The sequence below is a fragment of the Bradyrhizobium sp. CCGUVB1N3 genome (assembly GCF_024199925.1).
Classification (GTDB): domain Bacteria; phylum Pseudomonadota; class Alphaproteobacteria; order Rhizobiales; family Xanthobacteraceae; genus Bradyrhizobium.
On record NZ_JANADR010000001.1, the window covers coordinates 4,748,963 to 4,772,500 of the forward strand.

Below are 23,538 nucleotides of genomic sequence, written 5' to 3' on the forward strand. Positions count from 1 at the left end.
ACCTTCGGCCCGATTTGATCCAGCACTTACTTGCGAATACCGATTTCCTTTTCCGTCGCGAGAACATCGACGAGGTCGGGGTCTTCGACCTCGAAACATGATTGTTGGGTCACCCATTTTTCGCCCGACACCACGGCCACCGAACCGGCATGGTTGGGATTGTGCCGATTTCCCGGCCCGAAATACCAGGGGCCACAGGCGATGTCCGACAGATAGCCCGATTTCATTCCGCGGAGAGCGGCCGTAACGGATGAACGATCGATTTTCGTCGGGTCCATCTGCATCATGATCTCGACGATCCAGCGGGCCGAGAGATAGCCGGCTTGATTGAAGGTATCGCGCTGAATGTCCTTGCGTGCGTACTTGTCGAGAACCGCATACCAGTTCAGCATGTCGGGCGAAGCCTTATCGAAGGGTTCGAGCTCTAGCTGGGCATAGACCTTGTTGTCCCAGTAGGGACCGATGGTCTTTGGAAACTCCAGATTATAGACCGAGGTTGGCGCTGCGAACTTCACCTTGGATCCGAGATCCTGGTCTTCGGCGGCCTTGAGCAAGGCGATCACGCCGTCGCGCGGCAGGCTCGCCTCGATGAGATCGGGCTTGAACGACATCGCCTGGAGAACGATGGAAGTCATGTCGATCGCTGCGGGGTCGATCAGAATGACGCTGACTACGGCCCCCTTTGTGGCGCCCCAGGCCTTGACGCCGTCACAGGAAAATTCGCCGACGCCTGGAATGTTGGGCGCAATGCAGACGATGTTTTTGACGCCGAATTTCTGGTGCATGTATTGCACCGCTCCAAGGTTGCTCAGGCGAGGTCCCGCGTTCGTCGACGAATAGTTCTTGCCAAAGAAGCAATCGCGGGGAATGCCGACGGCTCCGACGACGAGCACATCATTCTTTTCGTATGTCGCTTCGTTGGCGGCACATTCGACGAAGCTGTTGCTACCCACTAGCGCAACCACCTTCTTGTCGATAACCAACTTGGCGGCCGCTTGCGCAGCTTGCTCGGGCTTCCAGGCGTCGTCCTCGAGCGTGTATTCGATCGGACGGCCGTTGATGCCGCCATTTTCATTGACGCACTTGAAATACGCGGCGGCCGCATCGCCGGAAGAGCTGAAGTCGGCCGGACCTGTTCTGCCGACGATACCTCCGATCGGAATTGGCGATCCGGTTGCGGGCTTCCCAGAGTTCAATCCGCACTTCGGCGCCGGCGCGGCTTCCGCCGGGTGACCGAAAATGAGCGCCGCAAGCATCGATGCGATGGCCAGTGCGCCCCTTTTTGCAGATGATGTCATCGTACTCCTCCCTCGTTGGTGTTTGCTGTTTCGGGTCTGCGAGATGTCGCCGCCGTCGATCGCAACGCACTGGCAGTGCTCGTCGCCACGAGATCGGACGCTGGAGCGAGCAGCGCCTTTCCCGCGATGAGGTCCGCCGCACGCTCGGCGATCATGATCGTCGGCCCGTTGGTATTGCCGCCGGGCACGGTCGGCATGACCGAGGCGTCAACCACCCTCAGCCCCTGCAATCCATGGACGCGGAGTTGCGGATCGACCACGGCCGCCGTTCCTTCTCCCATCGCGCAGGTGCCGACCGGATGGTGGCCGACCTCCACCGTTCGCCGGATGAATGCATCAAGATCTGCGTCGGATGAGACCTCGGCGCCCGGCGACGTCTCGCGCTCGATCAACTCGCCGAGCGGCGGCGTGTGGTAGATGCGTTGCACTAACCGAATGCATTCGCGCGCCGTCGCGCGGTCATTCTCCGTTCCCAGGAAGTTGAGCCATATCCGGGGTGGGTCGGATGGATTGGCAGAGCGAAGCCGGAGTTCGCCGCGACTTTCCGGATAGTTCATCGAAGGATAGCCTTCCAGCATGTGCTGTTGCGCCGGCGTGATACCGGGAAACCACACCTTGGCGTCCATGCGCGTCGAATTGAAAAACAGTTGAATGTCCGGGCGCTCGATATCGGGGCGGCTGCGGATGAAGGCGAGTGCCGTCAACGCCTGGGTCGCAAAATCTCCGGTGCGAAAAAGTGCCCATTGCAGAACCGACAGCGCAACGCGATCGGCGCGCAATCGACTCAGGAACGTAATCGGCTCTTTCATCGCAAACTGAATATGGAACACCGCGTGCTCGGATAGATTCTTGCCGACGGCTGGCAGATCATGCACGGGAGTTATTCCGTGCTCGGCGATTTCGTCGGCCGGCCCCACGCCGGACAGCAAAAGAAGCTGGGGTGAATTGTAGCTTCCTCCGGCGAGGATCACCTCACGCCGGGCGCGCGCAAAGGCTCGCACGCCCTTCGAGACATAGGTCACGCCCGTCGCTCTACCCTTTTCGATCGAAACCCGCTCCGTCAGAGCCATAGTCTTGACGGTGAGATTGGTCCGCTTCAGTGCCGGGCGAAGGTAAGCGGCCGATGCGCTGCTACGCACACCGTTCTTGATCGTCAGGTCGACGATGCCAAATCCCTCCGGCTGCTCTCCGGAGAAATCCTCGGTCATCGGAATCCCGGCAGCCGCGACCGTATCGCGGATCAATTCGAAATTGAGATTGGAAATATCGGTGGCGCTGACGCCGAGCGGTCCCGCCCCGCCGTGATAGTCGCCTTCGCCACGCCAATTGCCCTCGGCGCGCTTGAAGTAGGGAAGCACATCGGCATAGCTCCAACCTTCACACCCCGCCTGCCGCCACAAATCGTAGTCACGCGGATGCCCCCGTACGTAAAGCATGCCGTTGATCGAAGACGAACCGCCTAGGACCTTGCCTCTTGGAAGCGACAGGCGTCGTCCATCAAGAAATGGTTCCGGCTCGGTCGTATAATTCCAGTTGAACTTTGGGCCGCGCCAGACCTGACGCCACGCCAAGGGCATCTTCAGGAAAACGTGGTTGTCCCTACCACCGGCCTCGACGACAAGAACGCTGACGCTCGGATCCTCGCTGAGGCGGCTCGCCAGCACACATCCCGCCGAGCCGGCCCCCACGATGATGTAGTCATACTCGTCCACGCATCTCTCCCCTGCGACAAACCGTGAATTCATTGTTCTCTGGAACGTTCGACGCATCTTCGTGATGGCCGTCGTGAGACGATCGGGACAAGGCTCTCCGGACGAGGCGCACGTCAGATGAACTTGGCCTTGTCGATCTCGAGGCCATTGGCCTCGCAGTATCGCGTGTAGTGTTCGATGAACCAGAACACGTCGGCGGTGAAGTCGTGCTTGCCGTCGTCGTCGTAGAATTCGATCGACCCGTTGATCCAGAAGACGGCCTTCATGCCATTCGGATCGTCGGAGTAAAGCGTGTGCGCGGCACCGGGGAGTTCGTAAACGAAGTCGCCCGCACGAGCCGTCCAGTCATACTCGTAATAGGCCCACGACCCTTCGAGCGTGACCGCCGATACGAAGCCGCGGTGCTTGTGCGTGCCGATGCGCCCGCCACCCTTGACCCAGAGGATATTGGCGACGGAATTGGCACGCACGTCGAAACAGAAATGCTTGATCGCCGCGGCTTCGCCAAACGGCACCCAAGGATTTGTCTTGTCGTCTCCGGAGATGTGAGCACCATCGCAAGCGAATTTGCGAATGGCGGCCTCGTAGGATTCTTCCGGAAGCTTGACGATCCCCGGTCGCGTATTCATTGCGGCGTCCCCCCGGACATGGCTGTTTGTCGGGACGCTAGAGTTCCAGAAAAAATGGTGTCAAACGTTTTTGGCCTGGCGCGACTTTTGGGGATACCTGACAACATCCTATCTAATTGATAATATACTAGTTTTTATGAAATTACATTCTCGTCGGCCGTAACCAGCTCCGATCATCGACGTTACAAAAATTGACAATTTGATCGATCTGGATTGATGATTTGATCAACAATCAACCGACCAGATCGGGCCGGACTCGGAGGATGCCTTGCAGATCAATGCCGGCCAAGAGCCACTGCTCGACCGCGGTGGCCGCCCAACTCTCCGAGAACTGCTGCGCGATCTTGTGTTCAGCCCCGGCAGCGGAAGTATCCGTCTCAACAAGGAAAGGCTGGTCCTGCAACGCGCCAGCCAGATGAGCCGGCTACGCAATCAACTGGTGGAACGATACGGTCGCGACGAGGCATTCGTGATGATGACGCGTCTTGGCTTCGTTGCGGGCCGCGAAGACGCCGACTTCGTCCGGAGGTCCTGGCCGGGGCTCGATCCGGGCGATGCCTTCACGGCAGGAACCCGCCTGCACATGCTTTGTGGCTGCGTCAATCTGAAAACCATTCACAACGACTTCGATATCCGAAGGGGCCGGTTCTCGGGAGAGTTTCTCTGGCGCAGTAGCGCCGAGGCGATGGACTATTCGCGCGACCACGGCAATTCCGCCGAGCCGGTGTGCTGGTCGCAGGTCGGATATGCCTCGGGTTACGCTACGCACTGCCTTGGCAAACTTATCGTCTACAAGGAGCTCGAATGTCTCGGCATGGGCCAGGGCCATTGCCGCGTCATGGGAAAGCCGGCGGAGGTCTGGGGCGAGAGTGACGAACTCGTCCGGCTCTATCGCAACGAGATCTTGAAGGCGGAGCCGGCGACGCCTGGGCTTAAGCGAACCGTCTCGCGGCAAAGCGACGATGATCCTGTCTCAAGTCTCATGCTCGCTCCTATTCGCGAACGAATCGAAAAGGTGGCGCGCTTTGATGTTCCTGTCCTGATCCTGGGCGAACCTGGCACAGGTAAGCGTACCGCCGCGCGGGCATGGAGCGAAGCGCGCTTCGGGGCGGACGGCGTGCTGGACATCGCGGCAGCGGACACGCTTGACGGCGACTCTCTCGATGCGCTGTTCGACCGCTCCGTTCTGCCGACCCGTGGGCGCCGCCCGCGCCGGTCGCAAAGACGCGTTGTCCTTACCGACATCGAACTCCTCGCCCCTGCACTGCAACGTCGGCTGGCGCGGCGCCTCGATGAAGGCGACTCCCGCGTCGCCGCGACAACGCGCCGAAGCCTGACGGAGCTGCGCGAAACGGCGCATTTCGATGACGGTCTACTCCATCGCCTTGCGGTGGCGCCGCTCGTGATGCCACCGCTGCGTACGCGCCATCGCGACATCCCAATGCTCGCAAAGGCGCTGCTGCAACGAGCCGCCCGGCGCCATGGCGCAAATGAGCCGATCCTCACCTCCGAAGCGGTCGCACTTCTCACTGCGCTGGAGTTGCGTGGCAACGTCACCGAGCTGGAAACGATAGTCACAGCCGCGCTTATCACGGTCGCTTCGGGCGACGGCACGTTCCGGATTGAGCGCCCCTGTGTCGAGGTCATCCTAGACGAACTTCAGCGAAAGGCGCAAAGTTCCGGTCGTTCCGGCCTGGAGCAGGATTGTGCCGAAGATCCCATTACGCTGGAAAGCCTCAACCAGCGAATGTATGACGAAGCCATGGGGCGATGTAATGGCAACGTAGCTGCTGCGGCACGCCTGCTAGGTCTATCGCGCGCTCAGCTCGCGTACCGGCTTCGACTGAGACGGACCCCGAGCGCATATCCCAAATAGATCGGTTGCAGTTGGATGATCGCCGCCGACAGTCCACGGGCAGCGCCACACACTGCCTTTATCCGGCGATGAAGTTCTCACCACTCCGCGTCCTCATCCGCGGGCAACAGGACGACTGAATTCTCATACACGCCGACCGACTTGATTGCGTCGCAAGCGTTAGCCGGCGTGAAGAGGGGCACCGAACTCATCCACGAAACGAAGGATCGGAGCCAAGGTAGTGCGAACCAAACCATCGCCGCCATCTGCAGCGCTAGGTTGAGACCGAACGCGACTTGATAGGCCATGATGGGTCTGTGGCCATCGTTCATGGACCATTGGTCCAGCCATGGCGACGCCCACAATCCCTGCAGAGATCAAGCCGACCCAACGCAAATCGCCGACAACGGGGCAATGCGCCAGAAACGCTTATCGTTGAAAACGGAGCTAAGGGTGGCGGGCATTGACGATGTCGATGGGACAATGACCCGTTCGGGAACCACGACATAGATGAGAATGGCTGTGGCAGCGGTCGCAGCCGCCAGGATCTCGAAGAGCTGCCTCCAGTCCATCCAGGCGAGTAGGTGCTCAGCGGGAGCCGTAGCGGTTGCCGCCCCCGGTGACCCAGCATGATCGGTCGGCGTCGATCGAGGCAGCTCGCTCCAAGATCAAACGGATAGAGCGCAAACTCGATACTCTGCTGAACTTGATCCTCAAAGGTGGCGCTGCCGATAAGATCAACACGAAGATGGTTCAGCTTGAGAGCCGCAGGGCCGAACTCGAGCAAGCATCGGTTGACGCGGAAGAACCACGACCCCTGCTGCACCCCGAGATGGCGAGTTTCTATCGAGAACAGGTCAGCGCTCTGCATGGGGCGCTGAAGGCTGATACTGAGGCAACCCGGCTGAAAGCTGGAGAGGTCCTGCGTTCTCTCGTGAAGGAGATCGTCCTCACACCCGGTGGCGGGGAACTGAAGATCGACGTCCGAGGTGACTGGCCGGAATCCTGGCGGTCGCTCTCAAAACGAAAACCCCAGCCACGAGGGCTGGGGTTTCGCAATTTGAGTTGGTTGCGGGGATAGGATTTGAACCTATGACCTTCAGGTTATGAGCCTGACGAGCTACCGGGCTGCTCCACCCCGCGTTAAGCTTTTGCAACGCCCCCGAAGACGACTTGAGACGGTGAATGCGGACCAGCGCGGGTGCGTGGCTTGCTTTCGCGTCCCAAAGACTTCCTTGGAAGGCAACCCCGGGGCAAAGCCCGTCGGGTGCGAGGGCTATGTATCAACCGCGAGGCGCTTTGGAAAGGCCCGGAAGGACGTTTTTTTCGACTTTATGACAGGCAAAACGAGCTGGTAACGGGCCGAAAAAGCCAGCACTTGCCATAAGTTCCGCAAAGCGCCAGCCTGCGGCAACAAACATGACGGGGAAACGCCATGTCAACCAGCCGATCGGCGGCGCTGGCGCCTATCGCGGCGAATCGGGCTTTAGGACCTTCAGCAAGCTGATGTCGGCACCGTCATTCCCAGGCGACTCGGAGAAGCGAGCCCGGAATCCATCTCGCCACCAATGATGCGGATGAATGGATTGCGGGCCCGCGCTACGCGCGCCCCGGAATGACGAGAAGAAAGAAAACTGCAGGGGGAAACAACGGTGACTGAGACATTCGACTTCGTGGTGATCGGCGCGGGCTCGGGCGGCTGCGCGGTGGCGGGACGGCTGTCGGAGGATGCGCAAACCTCGGTCGCGCTGCTCGATGCCGGCGGCAGGTGCGACAATTGGGTCGTCACCACGCCGGGCGCGCTGGTGCTGATGGTGGCGGGCACCGTCAACAACTGGGCCTTCAACACCGTGCCACAGAAAGGACTCAACGGCCGCATCGGCTATCAACCGCGCGGCAAGGGCCTCGGCGGCTCCTCCGCGATCAACGCCATGGTCTATATCCGCGGCCATCGCTGGGATTACGACCACTGGGCCTCGCTCGGCAACGCGGGCTGGGCGTATGCCGACGTGCTGCCCTACTTCAAGCGCTCGGAAGACAACGCCGATTTCGGCGACGAGTATCACGGCAAGGGCGGCCCGCTCGCGGTCAACCGGTTGCGCTCCGGCAATCCGGTCCAGCAGACCTTCTTGCAGGCCGCGCAGGAAGCACAATTCCGCATCCGCGAGGATTTCAACGCCGAGGACCATGAAGGCCTCGGCATCTACCAGGTGACGCAGAAGAACGGCGAGCGCTGGAGCGCCGCGCGCGCCTACGTCCATCCGCACATGAACAGGCGCGCGAATTTGCGCGTCGAGACACAGGCGCATGCCACACGGATCCTGTTCGAAGGCAAGCGCGCGGTCGGTGTCGAATACCGGCAAGGCAAGGAGTTGAAACAGCTCCGCGCACGACGCGAGGTGATCTTGGCCGCCGGCGCCTTCCAGTCGCCGCACCTGCTCATGCTGTCAGGCGTCGGCGATGCAGCGAGCCTAAGCAAGCACGGCATCGCGAACGTGCATCATTTGCCGAGCGTCGGCCAAAACCTTCAGGATCATCCTGACTTCATCTTCGGCTACACGTCCGACAACCCGAATTTTGCCGGCATCTCGCTGAAGGGCATGCCGCGCCTGATCCGCGCCATCCTGCAATACCGGAAAGAGCGACGCGGCCCCCTCACCTCCAACTTCGCCGAATGCGGCGGCTTCCTGAAGACACGGCCCGATCTCGACATTCCCGACATCCAGCTGCATTTCGGCATGGCCATGGTCGACGACCACGGCCGCAAGCGCCATGCTGGCACCGGCTTCTCCTGCCATGTCTGCCTGCTCAGGCCGAAGAGCCGCGGCAGCGTGACGCTCGCAAGCAGCGATGCGATGCAGGCGCCGCTGATCGATCCGAATTTTCTCGGCGAAGAGGAGGATCTCGAGGCCATGGTCGCGGGCTTCAAGACCACGCGGCGGCTGATGGAGGCGCCGGCGCTGCGCGCGCTTCAGCAGAAAGACGTCTTCACCGCCGACGTGCGCACCGACGACGACATCCGCAACATTTTGCGCGCTCGCGTCGATACGGTCTATCACCCCGTCGGGACCTGCAAGATGGGCATAGATGCGCTCGCCGTGGTCGATCCGAAGCTCAGGGTGCATGGCCTCGAAGCCCTGCGCGTCGTCGACGCCTCGATCATGCCGACCCTGATCGGCGGCAACACCAACGCGCCGACCATCATGATCGGCGAGAAGGCCGCGGATATGATCAAGGGGGAGATGAGGGCGAGTTAAAGCGACGCGACCGCAAATTCCGTGTCGTCCCGGGGCGCGCGAAGCGCGAGCCCGGGACCCATAACCACAGGGAGTATTTGTGGCGCGAGATGGTGGTTACCAGTCTTCGCCAAACAAGATCCTGTGGTTAGATCCCGGATCTGCGCTCCGCTTGTCCGGGACGACGAGATGGATCAACTCAGCAAGAACCCGCCATCAACCGTCACCACGCTGCCCGTCATGTAGCGCGACGCGTTTGATGCCAGCAGCAGGATCGCGCCGTCGAGATCGGACTCGGCGCCGATGCGGCGCTGCGGGATACGTTTTGTCAATCGTTCCCCCGCAGGCGTCGACCAGAAATCGTGGTTCATCTCGGTGTCGATATAGCCGGGCGCCAGCGCGTTGACGCGGATGTCGTTGCCCGCAAGCTCCAGCGCCATCGCCCTCGTCGCCTGGATCATGCCGGCCTTGGAAATCGCGTAAGGCGAGACCGCCTTCAACACGCCGGTGCCGAGCACGGAGGCGATGTTGACGATGTTGCCTGACTGCTTGCGTGCGATCATTCGTCGCGCCAGCTCGGTTGCGAGGAAATAGGCGCCCTTGAGATTGGCGCCGACCACGGCGTCCCAGTCCGCTTCGGTCTGCTCGGTCGCGAGCTTCTCGATCGCAATCCCCGCATTGTTGATCAGCACGGTGATGGGACCGAGCGCCGCCTCCGCGGCATCGACCGAGTTCACGATCGACGCAGTATCGGTAACGTCGAGCGCGATCGCCGCGGCGCGGCCTCCCCTGCCGCGAATCTCGTCCTCGAGGGCCTTGAGCTTGTTCGTCTGGCGCGCGGCGAGCGCGATGGCGGCGCCGTGCGCGGCGAGCACGCGCGCAAACTGGCGCCCCAGGCCCTGGCTCGCGCCGGTAATGAGGATGGTTTCTTTACTGACGTCGAATACGTCTGACATGGCGAAGGTCCCAGGGTGTGCCCCCCGCATAGATACAGACGATTTTAGCGATCTGAAACCGGAATGATGGGTTCGCCGTTCACTCGTTCCATGCAGGCAGGGCGCAGCTCATGAACAGTTTCGATCTCGCAGTCTATGCAGCGCTGGCCGTGGCGATAGGCTTCGGCTTCAGGACCGGCTTGCTGCGCAGCGCGATGACCATCCTCGCCTATCTTCTGGCTGCACCTATCTCCGTCTGGCTGATGTCGCTGATCGCACCCCACGTGGTCAGTGAGACCACCTCGCCTTTGCTTCAGGGCTGGGTGTTGTTCTTCGGCGTTTTCGTCGTAACCGGCATGGCGCTTGGACATCTCGGCCGCGCCGCGCTGGACGATGCGGTCGGCGAAGCCGGGCTCGGAGACCGCATAGGCGGCGCAGCGCTCGGAGCCGTGCGGGTCGGCCTCGTCGCGACAACGCTGGTCCTGGTCTTCGATCAATTGGTGCCCGCCAACCGACAGCCTCCGTTCCTCGTCGGGTCGCAATTGCGCCCGCTGTTCTCCGCTGCCGGACAGATGGGATTCAAGTCCCTGCCGCCTGAAGCCGCGGCCGCCATCGATCGTATCAAGAGGGAGCGGCCGATCTGACACAGCGTGACCTTCTTGCGCGGGCGCGCCATGCATTTTGGCAACAGCCCGTCTCTTATCAACGGGAGTGAGGTTGGCTACAGTGGCGCCTCCAAACCTGCCTGACATTACGGAGTGAAACAGTGGATCTTGGGATCAAAGGTCGCCGCGCCATCGTCTGCGCATCCAGCAAGGGCCTGGGGCGCGCCTGCGCCATGGCGCTCGCCAATGAGGGCGTGCATGTCACGCTGACCGCGCGCGGCGCGGACGCGCTGAAGACGACGGCCGAGGAGATCCGGAAGGCCCATCCGGACGTGACGGTCACCGAGATCGTCGGCGACATCACGACGCCGGCAGGGCGCGAGGCCGTGCTGAAGGCCTGCCCCGATCCGGACATCCTGATCAACAATGCCGGCGGCCCGCCGCCCGGCGATTTCCGCAACTGGACCCGCGACGACTGGATCAAGGCGATCGATGCCAACATGCTGACGCCGATCGAGCTGATCAAGGCGACGGTCGACGGCATGATGGCGCGCAAGTTCGGCCGCATCGTCAACATCACCTCGGCCGCCGTGAAGGCGCCGATCGACATCCTGGGCCTCTCCAACGGTGCGCGCGCCGGCCTCACCGGCTTCGTCGCCGGCCTCTCGCGCAAGACGGTAATCAACAACGTCACCATCAACGCGCTGCTGCCGGGACCATTCGAGACCGACCGTCTGACCGGCACGGCGAAGGCGGAAGCCGACAAGCGCGGCACCACGCCGGATCAGATTCTGGCCGAGCGCGCAAAACTCAATCCCGCCGGCCGCTTCGGCCAGCCCGACGAGTTCGGCTACGCCTGCGCCTTCCTGTGCGGCGCCAAGGCCGGCTTCATCACCGGGCAGAACATCTTGCTCGATGGCGGCGCGTTCCCGGGGACGCTGTAAGCTCCTCTTCTCTCTCCCTGTTCTTACGGGGAGAGAGCTTCAATCATCACAGTGGCTCCCTCCCAGGGTCCCCCGATAACGCCGCATCGCACCGGATGATGCATTGCGACGGCTGGGGGAAACACGCAATGTCCGCCGCAACCAGAACAAGAGGACGCGGGAGATGCAGTGGACGGTAGGCCAGGTGCGGATCACCAAATTCGTGGAAATGGAGACGGTCGGCTCGACACGCTTCATCCTGCCGCTGGCAAGCACTGAGGAAATCCGGAAGCTGCCCTGGCTGATCCCGCATTTCGCCACCGAGGAGGGCCGGCTGAAAATGTCGATCCATTCGCTGGTGGTGGAGGCGCCGTCGCGCCGCATCGTCGTCGACACCGGCCTCGGCAACGACAAGCAGGGCCGCAACGTCCCGACCTGGAACAATCGCAACACACCGTTCCTGGAGACCATGACCGCGGCGGGCTTTGCGCCCGACAGCATCGACACCGTGCTGTGCACGCATCTCCATGTCGATCATGTCGGCTGGAACACGAAGCTCGTTGGCGAGAAGTGGGTGCCGAGTTTCCCGAACGCCCGCTATTTGTTCGGCAGAACAGAATACGAGTATTGGCGCGACCACGCGACCGAACCGGACAAGGCGGCCGTGTTCACCGATTCCGTGAAACCCGTCGTGGACGCCGGCCTCGCGGACCTGATCCCGAGCGACCACCGGCTGTGCGAGGAAATCAGCATGATCCCGACGCCCGGCCACAGCCCCGGCCATATGAGCGTCCTGATCCGCTCCGGTGGCGAGCAGGCACTGCTCGCGGGCGATGCCGCACACCACCCCTGCCAGATGGCGCATCTCGACTGGTGCTCGACGGTGGATTCCGACCCGCAACAATCAGCGAGGACGCGAGGTGAGCTGTTCTCGCGCTTTGCCGACACCCCGACGCTCGTGATCGGCGGGCATTTTTCCGGCGGATATATCAAGCGGGATGGAGATGCGTTCAAATTCGTGACGCTGGGGTGAGCTCTTGTCCCGGACGCGCTGCAGCGTGAAACGCTGCTGCGCAGAGCCGGCAACTGTTATGTCGGCGCGGTCTGCAGGTAGGGCTTCCTGTCGCGCATCATGGCGTTGAGGACGGTTAGGAGCTTCCTGGCGACGGCAATGAGAGCGAGCTTGGCTGGTTTGCCGGCCTGTCGCAGTCGTGCGTAGAAGGCCTTGAACGGATCGGCCCGGCGAACCGCGTTGAGGGCAGCCATGTAGAGGGCGTCACGAACGCGCTTTCGACCGCCGGCGATCTTGCGTTTGCCACGGAAGGCGCCGCTGTCGACGTTGAAGGGGGCAAGGCCCGCGAGTGCCGCGATCTGTTTTGCACCAACACGTCCGAGTTCCGGCATCTTCGCGATGAGCTGCATGCAAGCCACGGGACCCACACCCGGCAGCGAGCGCATCAACTTTGCATCGTCCGCGATCTCCGGCTCGGCCTTGGTCAGCGCCTTGATGTCGGCTTCGATCTCGGCAACCTCGTCGTCGAGAACCTCGATAAGGCGGCTGATCCGTTCGGCCATGGCGCGGTCGTCAGCCTCGCTGCGCCGGTTCTTCTCCTGTGCGCGCATGAGAACCAGCTGATCCCGCCGTTTTGCAAGCCTCGACAAGGCGTTGCGGGCGGGATTGGCGGCCTGCTCAGTTGCCGGCTGCATGACCCGGCCAAAGGCCGCCAGCATCCGTGCATCGATCGGGTCGGTTTTGGCAAGTTGGCCGCTGGCCCGCGCAAAATCGCGAGCTCGAGCCGGATTGATCCGGGCGAAGCGGACACCGGCCTGATCCAGGGCCTCGCGAAGCGCGAGGTCATAGGTACCCGTGGCCTCGAAGACGATCAGCGCATCGCATCGCCAACGCGTCACCTGCTGTGTGATGGCCTGTGCCGCGTTGGCGATGCGCCTGGGCACACCGTCAGCTTCATCAAAGATATCGAGATGTTTTTTGGAGACGTCGATTCCGACGTAACGAAGGGGTATGATCACGGTGCCTGTCCCTGTGATGCGAGGTCTGTTGCCGCAGCCTCGTGCAACTGTTCAGGTTGGTAATGGAACGGGCGGGAGGCCGAGCCGGCTCACGGCGTCAAGCGCCAAGGACCCAACGGCTTCCCGCCCAACCCATCCTGACAGACTTCAAAGACACAGGGACCCAGAATGCCACGACGTGGGCCCCGGCTCAGCAGCGCATCACTTCGTGCTGCGCAGCGTCCGGGGCAAGAGACCTTGGCGAACCCAGCGAATTGAGAGGGCTGCAATGCACCGGCCCATAGGCGGTTGAAATTCCCGCCGCCCTGTTCCATGAAGCTGTTTAACCGGCCAGTCCATCCAGGGAGAGACGAGAATGAAGCTTGTTCGTTATGGTGAAAAAGGTGCAGAAAAGCCCGGTCTGATCGACAAATCCGGCCAGCTGCGCGACCTCTCGGCCCATGTGAAGGACCTGACCGGCGAGGCCTATTCGCCGGAGTCCCTAAAGAAGCTCGCAGCGCTCGATCCGGCCTCACTGCCGGCGGTCTCGGGCAAGCCCCGGTTCGGCTCCCCCGTCACCGGAATCTCGAAATTCGTGGCGATCGGCCTCAACTACAGCGACCACGCCAAGGAGACCGGCGCGGCGATCCCGACCGAGCCGATCATCTTCATGAAGGCCAACACCGCCCTGTCCGGTCCGAACGATCAGGTCGAGAAGCCGCGCGGCTCCACCAAGCTCGACTGGGAGGTCGAGATTGCCGCCATCATCGGCACCCGCGCCAAATACGTCTCTGAGGCCGACGCGCTGAACTACGTTGCCGGCTACTGCGTCTGCAACGACGTCTCCGAGCGCAACTTCCAGACCGAGCGCCTGGGTCAGTGGACCAAGGGCAAGTCGCATGACACGTTCGGTCCGCTCGGACCGTGGCTCGCGACCAAGGACGAGATCAAGGACGTGCAGAACCTGTCGATGTGGCTCGACGTCAACGGCCAGCGCCGTCAGACCGGTTCGACCGCGACCATGATCTTCACCATGGCCCAGTGCGTCTCCTACGTCTCGCAGTTCATGACGCTGCTGCCCGGCGACATCATCACGACGGGTACACCGCCCGGCGTCGGCATGGGCATGAAGCCGCCGACCTATCTCAATGTCGGCGACGTCGTCGCGCTCGGCATCGAAGGTCTCGGCGAGCAGCGCCAGGAGATCGTCGCGGCGTAGGCTCTCTGTCCTCATCCTGAGGAGCGCGCAGAGCGCGCGTCTCGAAGGATGAGCCAGGAACACGGTCATCCGACGTTTTGCGCCGGGTGACGCGAGAGCATCTCTCGTTGCCTATCCTTCGAGACGCGCGCCCATGGGCGCGCTCCTCAGGATGAGGACTGTATTTTTGGACAGAGGTTATTCCAAATGAAGCTCACCTTCTCCCCCGCCTCGCCCTTCGCGCGCAAGGTGCGCATTGCCGCGATCGAGCTTGGGCTCGTCGACAAAATCGAATTCGTGCCCGCAACCGTCGCGCCGGGGCAGGCGAACGAGGACTATTCGCGCATCACGCCGCTGAAGAAGCTGCCGGTGCTCATCACCGACAATGGCGAGGTGATCCTCGATTCCTACGTCATCTTCGAATATCTCAACGAGCTCGCCGGCGGCAATCTGATCCCGGATTACGGTCCGCGCCGCTGGTCGGCCAAGACCGATCATTCGCTGCTCAACGGCATGCTCGATTCCATGCTGCTGTGCCGCTACGAGAGGATGGTACGGCCGCAGGGGCTGCAATGGCAGGCCTGGGCCGACGACCACTGGAACCGGGCATGGACCGGCATGGCGCGGTTCGAGAACCGCCCCGAAGTCCTGAACGGTCCGTTCGACATCTCGCAGATCGGCCTCGTTTGCGTGCTCGGCTATGCCGACTTCCGCTTCGCCGATTGCGGTTGGCGCAAGGCCTATCCGAAGCTCGACGCTTTCCATCAGAAGATGCTGGAGCGTCCCTCCGTGAAAATCTCGGTGCCGCCGCCGGCGTAGCGCAGGACCTTTGGGGAGAATGACGATGTGCGACCGTTTTCCCCGCCTCACAATTCTCGGCGCGAGCCTTGTGCTCGCGTTGATCGTCTCTGCTCATGTGCGAGCTGACGGCATGACGCCTGGACAACAAAACCTCGCCTGCGGTTCGCCATCATCGATCGGCGACGACTGGGCGACAGCGTCTCCAGATAGCGTCGGCATGGACGGCGCACTCGCTCGCAGACGGCAAGGAAATCAAGTGGGTCGGCGCGCTTGGCTGGGGCGGCCAACGCATCTTCATCGTGCCCGACCTTGATCTCGTCATGATGACCACTGCTGCGCAGTACGGCCAGCCGAAGGAAGGCCTGGCTGCCATCGACATCCTTTCCAATATCGTCATTCCATCCGTGCGCGACGCGCATTGATACCAGGAGAAGTTAGCATGAGCCTCACATTCTCGATCGGCGATCTCACCATCCATCGCGTCATCGAACAGGAAACCTCGTTCGTGCCGGCGCTGGAAATGCTGCCCGGACTCACGCCCGAGGTACTGGCCGAGAACCGCGCCTGGATGAAGCAGGCGAAAGCGCTCGACGACAACGATGTGCTGATGCTGTGCTTCCAGTCCTATGTGGTGAAGACGCCGCATCACACCATCCTGATCGATAGCTGCATCGGCAACGACAAACCGCGGCCCAATCGGGCGAAATGGAATATGAAGACCGACGACACGTACCTGCGCGCGCTGGGCGCCGCCGGTGTCTCGCCTGGCGACATCGACTTCGTGATGTGCACGCATCTGCATGTCGATCACGTCGGCTGGAATACGCGATTGGAGAACGGCCGCTGGGTGCCGACCTTCCCCAAGGCGCGTTATCTGTTCGCCAAGCAGGAGTTCGACTACTGGTCCGAGCAGAACGCGAAGGCAGAGGTGCCGCCTTTCGTCGACAGCGTGCTGCCGGTGGTCGAAGCCAAGCGCCATGAGCTGGTCGGCAATGATCACCAGATCGGCGATCACGTCCGCATCCTGCCGACGCCGGGCCACACGCCCGGGCACGTCGCCTTCACCTTCGGCCGCGGCAAGGACGACGCGGTGTTCTCGGGCGATCTCATGCACTCGCCGCTGCAGACGCTCTATCCGGAGCTGTCGATCAAGTTCGACGTCAACCAGGCGCAAGCTGCGAAAACCCGCCGCAGCTTCCTCGAGCGCTATTGCGACACCGATACGCTGTGCTGCACGGCGCATTTCCCCTCGCCGTCCAGCGGCAAGATCCGGCGCAAGGGCAACGCCTTCGTCTGCGCGGCGGTGTGAGCGCTTACCCTCCCCTGGAGGGGGAGGGTCGATCGCGCGAAGCGCGAGCGGGGTGGGGTGACCTCTCAACCCGGGCAGCGTTCGACGCGGAGGGACCCTCACCCCACCCCGCTACGCATTCCGCTTCGCTCCATGCATAGCGACCCTCCCCCTCCAGGGGAGGGTAAGAGACCTCAATCAAACAAACTCGGCGTGTGGTTGACGAGCGCGCCTTCGATCTCGAGCATTTTCAGCTTCGTCACCACGCCGCCATTGGCGGAGAAGCCGCCGGGCTTGTTGCCGGCAGCCAGCACGCGATGGCAGGGCACGACGATCGGGCACGGGTTGCGGCCGAGCGCCTGGCCGACATCGCGCGACAATTCGACACCGCCGAGGCGCTTTGCGATATCGCCGTAGGTCATGGTCTTGCCGGGCGGGATGGTGCGGGCGATCTCGTAGACGCCGCGATTGAAGTCGGGAACTCCGTCGAGATCGAGCGGAATGTCGGTGAGATCATCAGGCTCGCCAGCGAGCAGCTTGACGATGCGGTCGATCGCCTGCTGCACCTCAGCGGTCGGCGGCGCCTCGCTGGCGTCGGCATGACGCTGCTGGATGCGGGTGCGGATCTTGTCCTCGCCGCCCATCGGCAGTTGCACGCCGTTGATGCCGCGCGGGCCCCAGGCGATGGCACACAGGCCGATTTTGGTCTCGAACAGGACGAAATGCTGGTCGGTCATGACTCGGTTCCTGGGCTCTTCCTCGTCGCAGGCCCCCGCTTGTGATCTTCCTGCGCAATCTAGGCTTGGAAATAGTTGCGATCCACCCGGTTTCCGGGAATCTTGCACAGGAGTTCCTGCCCCCTTTCGAGAGCCTCCATGCAGAGCCTTCACGTCAACGGATATGACATGCCCTATCTCGACGTGGGCGAAGCGAAGGCAGGACCGCCCCTGGTCTGCGTGCACGGCTCGCTCAACGATTTCCGGGTCTGGGGCTGCGTGCACGGACCGCTGTCGCAGCGCCACCGGCTGATCTGTGTCAGCCTGCGGCACTTCTTCCCGGCGCAGTGGGATGGCGTCGGCGACACCTATTCCATTGCGCAGCATGTCGATGACGTTATCGCCTTCATCCGGTCGATCTGATGGGCCATTCCCGCGGCGGGCATATCTGCTTTCGCGTCGCGCAGGCGCGGCCGGATTTGTTGCGCCGGCTGATCCTCGCCGAGCCCGGCGGCGAGTTGGATAGCAGCCTTGATCCGGACTACAGAGGCGGCCCCTCGCCGCTGCTGGCACGTTTCACGGCCTCTGCGGAGAAGATCGCCGCCGGCGACGTCGACGGCGGCCTTGCCGTTTTCGTGGACACGCTGGAGGGAGCGGGCACATGGCCGCGGCTGCCGGCGATGGTGAAGCAGAATTTGCGCGACAACGCCTATACGCTGATCGGGCAGGTCAGGGACAACCGCCCGCCGTTCTCGAAGGCCGATGCGGAATCGATTCTGATGCCAACGCTGTTCATTCTCGGCGCCCGAACAAAAGGCCTGCTGCCGAAAGTTCTGCGTGCGCTCGCGGCTCACGTGCCCTACTCCAGGACGGCGGTCATCGAGAACACGACGCATCCGATGTTCGAGCAGGCGCCGCGAAAATATTCCGACGTCGTCCTGGATTTTCTGGCGGGCTGATCATGCAGACTGTTCACGTCAACGGATACGACATGGCCTATCTCGAGGTCGGAGAAGGCCCACCGCTGGTCTGCGTGCACGGCACGCTCGGCGATTTCCGGACCTGGTATTCGGTGCTCGGCCCGCTCTCGAAAAAGCATCGCGTCATCGCGGTCAGCCTGCGGCATTTCTTTCCCGAGCACTGGGACGGTGCCGGCGAGGACTACAAGATGGCCCAGCATGTCGCCGACGTCATCGGCTTCATCGAGAGAAGTGGGCGCGCGCCGGTCGACCTGATGGGACATTCGCGCGGCGGTCACATCGCGTTTCGCGTGGCGCAGGCGCGGCCTGACCTGTTGCGCAAGCTGGTGCTCGCCGAGCCCGGCGGCGATCTCGACGCCAGCCTGCCGGTCGCGGCAGGTACGCCCGCGCATCCACCGCTCGCAGCGCGCACGGCGCGCTCGGTCGAGATGATCCATGCCGGCGACGTCGAAGGCGCGCTGCAGAATTTCTATGAGGGCATTGAGGGCGACGGCACCTGGCGGCGCGTGCCGGCCGCCGCAAAACAGCAATTGCGCGACAACGTCGTCACCTTCCTCGGCCAGCTCAACGAGCAGCGCAAGCCCTACACGCTGGCCGACGCGCAGGCCATCAGGACGCCGACACTGCTGATCGGCGGCGGCGCGACGACAGGGGGCCTGTCGGCAATCTGGCGCGTGCTGGCCGAGCACATCGCCGGCGCGAAGACGGCTGTGATTGCGAATGCCGGCCACTGGATGTTCGAACAGGCACCGCAGGAATACGCCAACGTGGTCACGGAGTTTTTGGAGGGATAGCTTCGTTCCCTCCCCCTTTGCAGCAGTGCTAGGCTCACGCGCAATCGCGCGCGGTGCCGGCGCTCAAGACGCGAAAGGACAGCTTGATGAAATCCCGCCTCGTTCCCCTCCTCGCCCTTTCCCTGCTTGGCCTTGTGTGCGCCAGCGCCACAGCGCATGCGGCCGCCGACGAGAAGCTGAAGTCCGCAGCCGAGCAGGAGAAGGCGCCGCTGATCGAGACGCTGCACGACATGGTGATGATCGAGAGCGGCAGCAGCGATGTCGAGGGGCTCGCGAAGATGGCGGACTTCACCGAAGCGCGCCTGAAGGCGCTGGGCGCCACGACGCGGCGGCAGAAGACTACGGCAGGCGCCGGCGCCGATATTGTCGTCGGCACCTTCGAGGGCACGGGTACGCGCAAGCTGTTGCTGATCGGGCATATGGACACGGTCTATCAGCGCGGCATTCTCGCGACCGAGCCGTACCATGTCGACGGCACCAAGATCTTCGGGCCCGGCATTGCCGACGACAAGGGCGGCATCGCCGTGATCCTGCACGCGCTCAAAATCCTGAAGGACACAGGCTGGCACGACTACGCCACGTTGACGGTCTCCCTCAATCCGGACGAGGAGGTCGGCTCGATCGGCTCGGGCGAATTCATCTCACAGCTTGCCGACCAGCACGACGTGGTGCTGTCCTGCGAGCCGACGGCCTCCTCGCCGCCGGCGCGGAACGATTCCCTGCTGCTGGGTGCGAGCGGCACCGCGACCGGAACAATGAAGGTGAAGGGACGCGCGTCGCATGCCGGTGCGGCGCCGGACCACGGCCGCAACGCGCTGATCGAGCTTTCGCACCAGTTGCTGCAAACCCAGGATGTCGCGAAGTCCATCCCGGGCACGCAGCTTAACTGGACGACGTCGAAGGCCGGTACCGTGCGCAACCAGATTCCGGAGGATGCCGAGGCCGGCGCCGATATCCGCCTCACCGTTTCCGACGGCGTTGCCGAGCTCCAGGCCGCGCTCGACGAGAAGGTCAAGAACAAGCTCGTGCCCGACACCGAGACGACGGTGACGATCGTGCCGGGGCGTCCGCCCTTCGTTGCCGGCAAGCGCGGCCGCGCGCTCGCACAGGAGGGACAGACGATCTACGCGGAGCTCGGCCGCAAGCTCGACATCGCCGAGATGACGGGCGGCGCGACCGACGCCGGCTACGCCAACCGCAGTGGCAAGGCCGTCGTCGTCGAAAGCTTCGGTCTTGCCGGCTTCGGCTATCACGCCCGCGACGAGTTCATCGACACCAACTCGATCGTGCCGCGGCTCTACCTGATGACGCGCATGCTGATCGAGCAGGGGAGGCGGAAGTAGGCGAGCGGTCTTCTGGATGAGGCACGCCGTCTCCACACCGTCATGCCCGGGGCTGGTCCCGGGGTATCCGCGCATTGGCGTGTAGAAGATCGTGGATGGCCGGGACATGCCCGGCCATGACAGAATCGACGTAATTTCAAATGGTTACATGGCCACCAGTCGAAAGGCTGCTACGCCTTGACTCTCCTGCCCTCCGGCAATAGTTTCGCATACAGAATTCCGTATTCTGTAAGGAGCCGCCGGCGTGATCCCGCTCGACCCGCTGCCCAATCTGATCGACCAGGTCTATGCCCGCATCCTGGAGGCGATCACCGATCGCACCTTGCAGCCCGGTCAGCGCATCCGACAGAACGAGCTCGCCGACAGGCTCGGCGTGTCGCGCCAGCCGGTGTCGCACGCGCTGCATCTGTTGCATCGGCAGGGACTGGTTGCCGAGAGCGGCCGGCGCGGATTCGAAGTCACGCAGCTCGATCCCGCACGCATTCGCCAGCTCTACGAGGTGCGCAGCGCCATCGATGCGCTGGCGGCGCGGCTTGCGGCCGAACGGATCGCGAGCGATGCCGCGGGACGCGAGCGGCTTGCGGCCGCGCTGCGGGCCGGCCGCGCCATCAATCGCAAGACGTCGTTGAACGAGCTGATCGCGCTCGACGTCGAGTTTCATCGCGCGATCTATCATCTCGCCGGCAATCCCGTGATCGAGGAGACGATCGCGCCGCAATGGCCACATATGCGTCGCTCGATGGCGACCGTGCTGTCCGAGCTCGACTATCGCGACAGCGCCTGGGCCGAGCATGCGACGATTGCCGGACACATTCTCGCAGGCGAAGCCAAAGCGGCCGAACGCGCCGCGCTGGCGCATGCGCAGACGGCCGGACGAATGACCGAGGAGAGATTGAGGGCGACGGAAGAGGCGGCGTAGCAATTTGCGCCGTCATTCCGGGATGGTCATAAGGACCAGACCCGGAATCTCGAGATTCCACAATGCGCAATTGCGCATTGGGGTTCACGCTTCGCGTGCCCCGGAATGACAACAACGATAAACAACGGAGGATGCGACCCATGAAACTGACCCAGGAGCAATTGGAGTTCTTCCACCGCGAGGGCTGGCTGTTCCTCCCCGAGCTGTTCAGCCAGGACGAGGTCGATTTCCTCGCGCGCGAAGCGGTCGGCATCTACGACGGTGAGCGGCCCGAGGTCTGGCGCGAAAAGAGCGGCGCGCCGCGCACGGCCTTTGCCGCGCATCTCTACAACGAAGCCTTCGGCGTGCTGGGCAGGCATCCGCGCATGATCGAGCCGGTCGAGCAGGTGTTCGGCGAGCCCGTCTACATGCATCAGTTCAAGATCAACGCGAAATCGGCCTTCACCGGCGACGTCTGGCAGTGGCACCAGGACTACGGCACCTGGAAGCGCGACGACGGCATGCCCGAGCCGCGCGCGATGAACATCGCGATCTTCCTCGACGAGGTGATGCCGATCAACGGTCCGCTGATGCTGGTGCCGCGCAGCCAGAACGCCGGCGATCTCGCGGCCTCGCACGACCTTGCGACCACATCCTATCCGCTGTGGACGCTGGACGAGGAGACGGTGACGCGCCTCGTCAAGCAGGGTGGCATCGTCGCGCCGACCGGCAAGGGTGGCGGCATGCTGATGTTCCACGGCAATCTCGTGCACGGATCGAGCGGCAACATCACGCCCTACCCGCGCAAGATCGTGTACCTGACGCTGAACGCGGTCTCGAACTATATTCGCACGCCGACGCGGCCGGAGTACATCGCGCACCGCGACTTTGCGCCGATCAAGACCGTCGACGACGACGCGCTGCTGCGGTTGGCGCGTGCGCCGCGGCAGGCGGCGGAGTAAACAGGTCTCGTGCCCCGGACGCAGCGCAGCGCCAGAAGCGCGTTTACGCGCGTCTTCGACGCGCTATGGCGGCGCGCTGCTGAGCCGGGGCCCACGCCGCTTGGGCTGCTCCCTCACTGGGTCCCGGCTCTGCGGAGCAGCGTTACACGCTGCACCGCGTCCGGGACACGATAGTCGCACTGGATATTCCCCCATGAACCTCTTCCACCTCCTCCAAGCCCGCGCCGCCACCGGCAAGCCGGTGCGCGTGGCGCTGATCGGCGCCGGCAAGTTCGGCTCGATGTTCCTGTCGCAGGTGCCACATGTGCCGGGACTGGAGGTGCCTGTCATCGTCGATCTCGACCGCGACCGTGCGCGCGAGGCGTGCCGCACCGTCGGTTGGGATACGGAGCGCATCGCCGCCACCAGCTTCACCGACGACGGCGTGCGCGCCATCAATGGCCCGATCGACGTCGTGGTCGAGGCGACCGGCAATCCCGCCGTCGGCATCCGCCACGCGCGTGCGGCGATCGCGGCCGGCAAGCACATCGTGATGGTCAATGTCGAAGCCGATGTGCTGGCGGGCCCACTGCTCGCGCAGGAAGCGCGCAAGGCCGGAGTCGTCTACTCGCTCGCCTATGGCGACCAGCCGGCATTGACAGCCGAGATGGTCGACTGGGCGCGCGCGACCGGCTTTCGCGTGGTCGCGGCCGGCAAGGGCACGAAATATCTGCCGGCCTATCACGACGTGACGCCGGATGGCGTCTGGCAGCATTATGGCCTCACCGCAGGCGAGGCGCAGTCTGCGGGGATGAATCCGCAGATGTTCAATTCCTTCCTCGACGGCACCAAGTCGGCAATCGAGATGGCGGCGATCGCCAATGCCTGCACGCTGGATGTGCCTGCGGATGGTTTGTTGTTTCCGCCCTGCGGCGTCGACGATCTGCCGCACATCATGCGGCCGCGCGACAAAGGCGGCGTGCTGGAGAGATCCGGCGTGGTGGAAGTGGTGTCCTCGCTCGAGCGCGACGGCCGGCCGGTGTTTCGTGACCTGCGCTGGGGTGTCTATGTCGTTCTGGAGGCGCCGAACGATTACGCCGCCGACTGCTTCAGGCAATACGGCCTGAAGACCGACGCGAGCGGCCGGTATGCTGCGATGTACAAGCCCTATCATCTGATCGGGCTGGAGCTGAACATCTCGGTGCTGTCAGCGGCGCTGCGGGGCGAACCCACGGGCCAGGCGACAGGCTTCCGCGGCGATGTCGCCGCGGTCGCCAAGCGCAATCTACGCGCAGGCGAGATGCTTGACGGGGAAGGCGGTTACACGGTGTGGGGCAAGCTGATGCCGGCAGCGAGCAGTTTGAAGATCGGCGCGC

The 23,538-nt window shown here is 63.1% G+C and carries 20 protein-coding genes, 1 tRNA gene and 1 pseudogene (1 of these 22 running past the window's edge); 15 read left to right on the forward strand and 7 right to left on the reverse strand.

Annotated features, from left to right (window positions below):
- Positions 1 to 26: 26 nt before the first annotated feature.
- The 3 genes from NLM33_RS22645 to NLM33_RS22655 form a co-directional block, all read right to left on the reverse strand.
- Positions 27 to 1,298 carry an ABC transporter substrate-binding protein gene (locus NLM33_RS22645; RefSeq protein ID WP_254098889.1) on the reverse strand — a complete coding sequence of 424 codons (1,272 nt, stop codon included), beginning with the start codon at positions 1,296 to 1,298 and terminating at the stop codon, positions 27 to 29.
- A complete protein-coding gene (locus NLM33_RS22650) occupies positions 1,295 to 3,010 on the reverse strand; it encodes a GMC family oxidoreductase (protein WP_254098891.1) in 1,716 nt (571 codons plus the stop codon). The genes NLM33_RS22645 and NLM33_RS22650 overlap by 4 nt, the downstream gene beginning before the upstream one ends.
- A 113-nt stretch (positions 3,011 to 3,123) precedes the next feature.
- Positions 3,124 to 3,639, reverse strand: a complete 516-nt coding sequence (locus tag NLM33_RS22655; RefSeq protein ID WP_254098893.1) for a 2,4'-dihydroxyacetophenone dioxygenase family protein — start codon at positions 3,637 to 3,639, stop codon at positions 3,124 to 3,126.
- A 268-nt stretch (positions 3,640 to 3,907) separates the two neighbouring features.
- Between NLM33_RS22655 and NLM33_RS22660 the strand changes: the two genes are divergently transcribed.
- Both NLM33_RS22660 and NLM33_RS22670 read left to right on the forward strand, forming a co-directional pair.
- Entirely contained in the window at positions 3,908 to 5,515 is a 1,608-nt protein-coding gene (locus tag NLM33_RS22660; protein ID WP_254098895.1) for a XylR N-terminal domain-containing protein, read from the forward strand.
- Positions 5,516 to 6,113: 598 nt separating this feature from the next.
- On the forward strand, positions 6,114 to 6,575 hold the full coding sequence (locus NLM33_RS22670; RefSeq protein ID WP_254098897.1) for a hypothetical protein: 462 nt from the start codon (positions 6,114 to 6,116) through the stop codon (positions 6,573 to 6,575).
- Here the strand turns inward: NLM33_RS22670 and NLM33_RS22675 are convergent.
- Positions 6,561 to 6,637, reverse strand: a tRNA-Met gene (locus tag NLM33_RS22675). The two genes, NLM33_RS22670 and NLM33_RS22675, sit on opposite strands and share 15 nt — an antisense overlap.
- 509 nt (positions 6,638 to 7,146) lie before the next feature.
- On the opposite strand from NLM33_RS22675, the gene NLM33_RS22680 reads away from it, so the two are divergent.
- Positions 7,147 to 8,751, forward strand: a complete 1,605-nt coding sequence (locus NLM33_RS22680; protein WP_254098899.1) for a GMC family oxidoreductase — start codon at positions 7,147 to 7,149, stop codon at positions 8,749 to 8,751.
- Positions 8,752 to 8,924: 173 nt separating this feature from the next.
- Here NLM33_RS22680 and NLM33_RS22685 read toward each other — a convergent pair whose 3' ends face one another.
- Positions 8,925 to 9,686, reverse strand: coding sequence for an SDR family NAD(P)-dependent oxidoreductase (locus NLM33_RS22685; RefSeq protein WP_254098901.1), 762 nt, complete (start codon positions 9,684 to 9,686; stop codon positions 8,925 to 8,927).
- Between the two features lie 110 nt (positions 9,687 to 9,796).
- On the opposite strand from NLM33_RS22685, the gene NLM33_RS22690 reads away from it, so the two are divergent.
- From NLM33_RS22690 to NLM33_RS22700, 3 genes are all read left to right on the forward strand, one after another.
- A complete protein-coding gene (locus NLM33_RS22690) occupies positions 9,797 to 10,309 on the forward strand; it encodes a CvpA family protein (protein WP_254098903.1) in 513 nt (170 codons plus the stop codon).
- A 122-nt stretch (positions 10,310 to 10,431) separates the two neighbouring features.
- On the forward strand, positions 10,432 to 11,214 hold the full coding sequence (locus NLM33_RS22695) for an SDR family oxidoreductase (protein WP_254098905.1): 783 nt from the start codon (positions 10,432 to 10,434) through the stop codon (positions 11,212 to 11,214).
- Between the two features lie 163 nt (positions 11,215 to 11,377).
- A complete protein-coding gene (locus NLM33_RS22700; RefSeq protein WP_254098907.1) occupies positions 11,378 to 12,226 on the forward strand; it encodes an MBL fold metallo-hydrolase in 849 nt (282 codons plus the stop codon).
- 56 nt (positions 12,227 to 12,282) lie between these two features.
- On the opposite strand, the gene NLM33_RS22705 is transcribed toward NLM33_RS22700, so the two are convergent.
- Positions 12,283 to 13,224, reverse strand: coding sequence for a transposase (locus tag NLM33_RS22705; protein ID WP_254098909.1), 942 nt, complete (start codon positions 13,222 to 13,224; stop codon positions 12,283 to 12,285).
- A gap of 355 nt (positions 13,225 to 13,579) precedes the next feature.
- Between NLM33_RS22705 and NLM33_RS22710 the strand changes: the two genes are divergently transcribed.
- The 3 genes from NLM33_RS22710 (at position 13,580) to NLM33_RS22720 (ending at position 16,511) form a co-directional block, all read left to right on the forward strand.
- Positions 13,580 to 14,422: a fumarylacetoacetate hydrolase family protein gene (locus NLM33_RS22710; protein ID WP_254098911.1), complete on the forward strand. Its 843-nt coding sequence runs from the start codon at positions 13,580 to 13,582 to the stop codon at positions 14,420 to 14,422.
- Between the two features lie 186 nt (positions 14,423 to 14,608).
- Positions 14,609 to 15,220, forward strand: a complete 612-nt coding sequence (locus tag NLM33_RS22715) for a glutathione S-transferase family protein (protein WP_254098913.1) — start codon at positions 14,609 to 14,611, stop codon at positions 15,218 to 15,220.
- A 421-nt stretch (positions 15,221 to 15,641) separates the two neighbouring features.
- Entirely contained in the window at positions 15,642 to 16,511 is an 870-nt protein-coding gene (locus NLM33_RS22720) for an MBL fold metallo-hydrolase (protein WP_254098915.1), read from the forward strand.
- 173 nt (positions 16,512 to 16,684) lie between these two features.
- On the opposite strand, the gene NLM33_RS22725 is transcribed toward NLM33_RS22720, so the two are convergent.
- Positions 16,685 to 17,227, reverse strand: a complete 543-nt coding sequence (locus NLM33_RS22725; protein ID WP_254098917.1) for a methylated-DNA--[protein]-cysteine S-methyltransferase — start codon at positions 17,225 to 17,227, stop codon at positions 16,685 to 16,687.
- Positions 17,228 to 17,365: 138 nt separating this feature from the next.
- Between NLM33_RS22725 and NLM33_RS22730 the strand changes: the two are divergent.
- The 6 genes and pseudogenes from NLM33_RS22730 to NLM33_RS22755 all read left to right on the forward strand — a co-directional run.
- A pseudogene (locus NLM33_RS22730) lies at positions 17,366 to 18,165 on the forward strand (alpha/beta fold hydrolase).
- Positions 18,166 to 18,167: 2 nt separating this feature from the next.
- Positions 18,168 to 18,980: an alpha/beta fold hydrolase gene (locus NLM33_RS22735; protein WP_254098919.1), complete on the forward strand. Its 813-nt coding sequence runs from the start codon at positions 18,168 to 18,170 to the stop codon at positions 18,978 to 18,980.
- Between the two features lie 86 nt (positions 18,981 to 19,066).
- Positions 19,067 to 20,323: a M20/M25/M40 family metallo-hydrolase gene (locus NLM33_RS22740; protein WP_254098921.1), complete on the forward strand. Its 1,257-nt coding sequence runs from the start codon at positions 19,067 to 19,069 to the stop codon at positions 20,321 to 20,323.
- A gap of 244 nt (positions 20,324 to 20,567) precedes the next feature.
- The gene (locus NLM33_RS22745) at positions 20,568 to 21,242 is read left to right on the forward strand and encodes a GntR family transcriptional regulator (RefSeq protein ID WP_254098923.1); all 675 of its coding nucleotides are present in this window, start codon (positions 20,568 to 20,570) and stop codon (positions 21,240 to 21,242) included.
- Between the two features lie 140 nt (positions 21,243 to 21,382).
- Positions 21,383 to 22,183, forward strand: a complete 801-nt coding sequence (locus NLM33_RS22750; RefSeq protein ID WP_254098925.1) for a phytanoyl-CoA dioxygenase family protein — start codon at positions 21,383 to 21,385, stop codon at positions 22,181 to 22,183.
- A gap of 193 nt (positions 22,184 to 22,376) precedes the next feature.
- A protein-coding gene (locus NLM33_RS22755) for an NAD(P)H-dependent oxidoreductase (RefSeq protein ID WP_254098927.1) crosses the window boundary here: on the forward strand, positions 22,377 to 23,538 show its 5' portion. It continues 149 nt past the right edge of the window; 1,162 of the gene's 1,311 nt are visible here — the first part of the coding sequence; the start codon lies at positions 22,377 to 22,379; its stop codon lies off the right edge, out of view.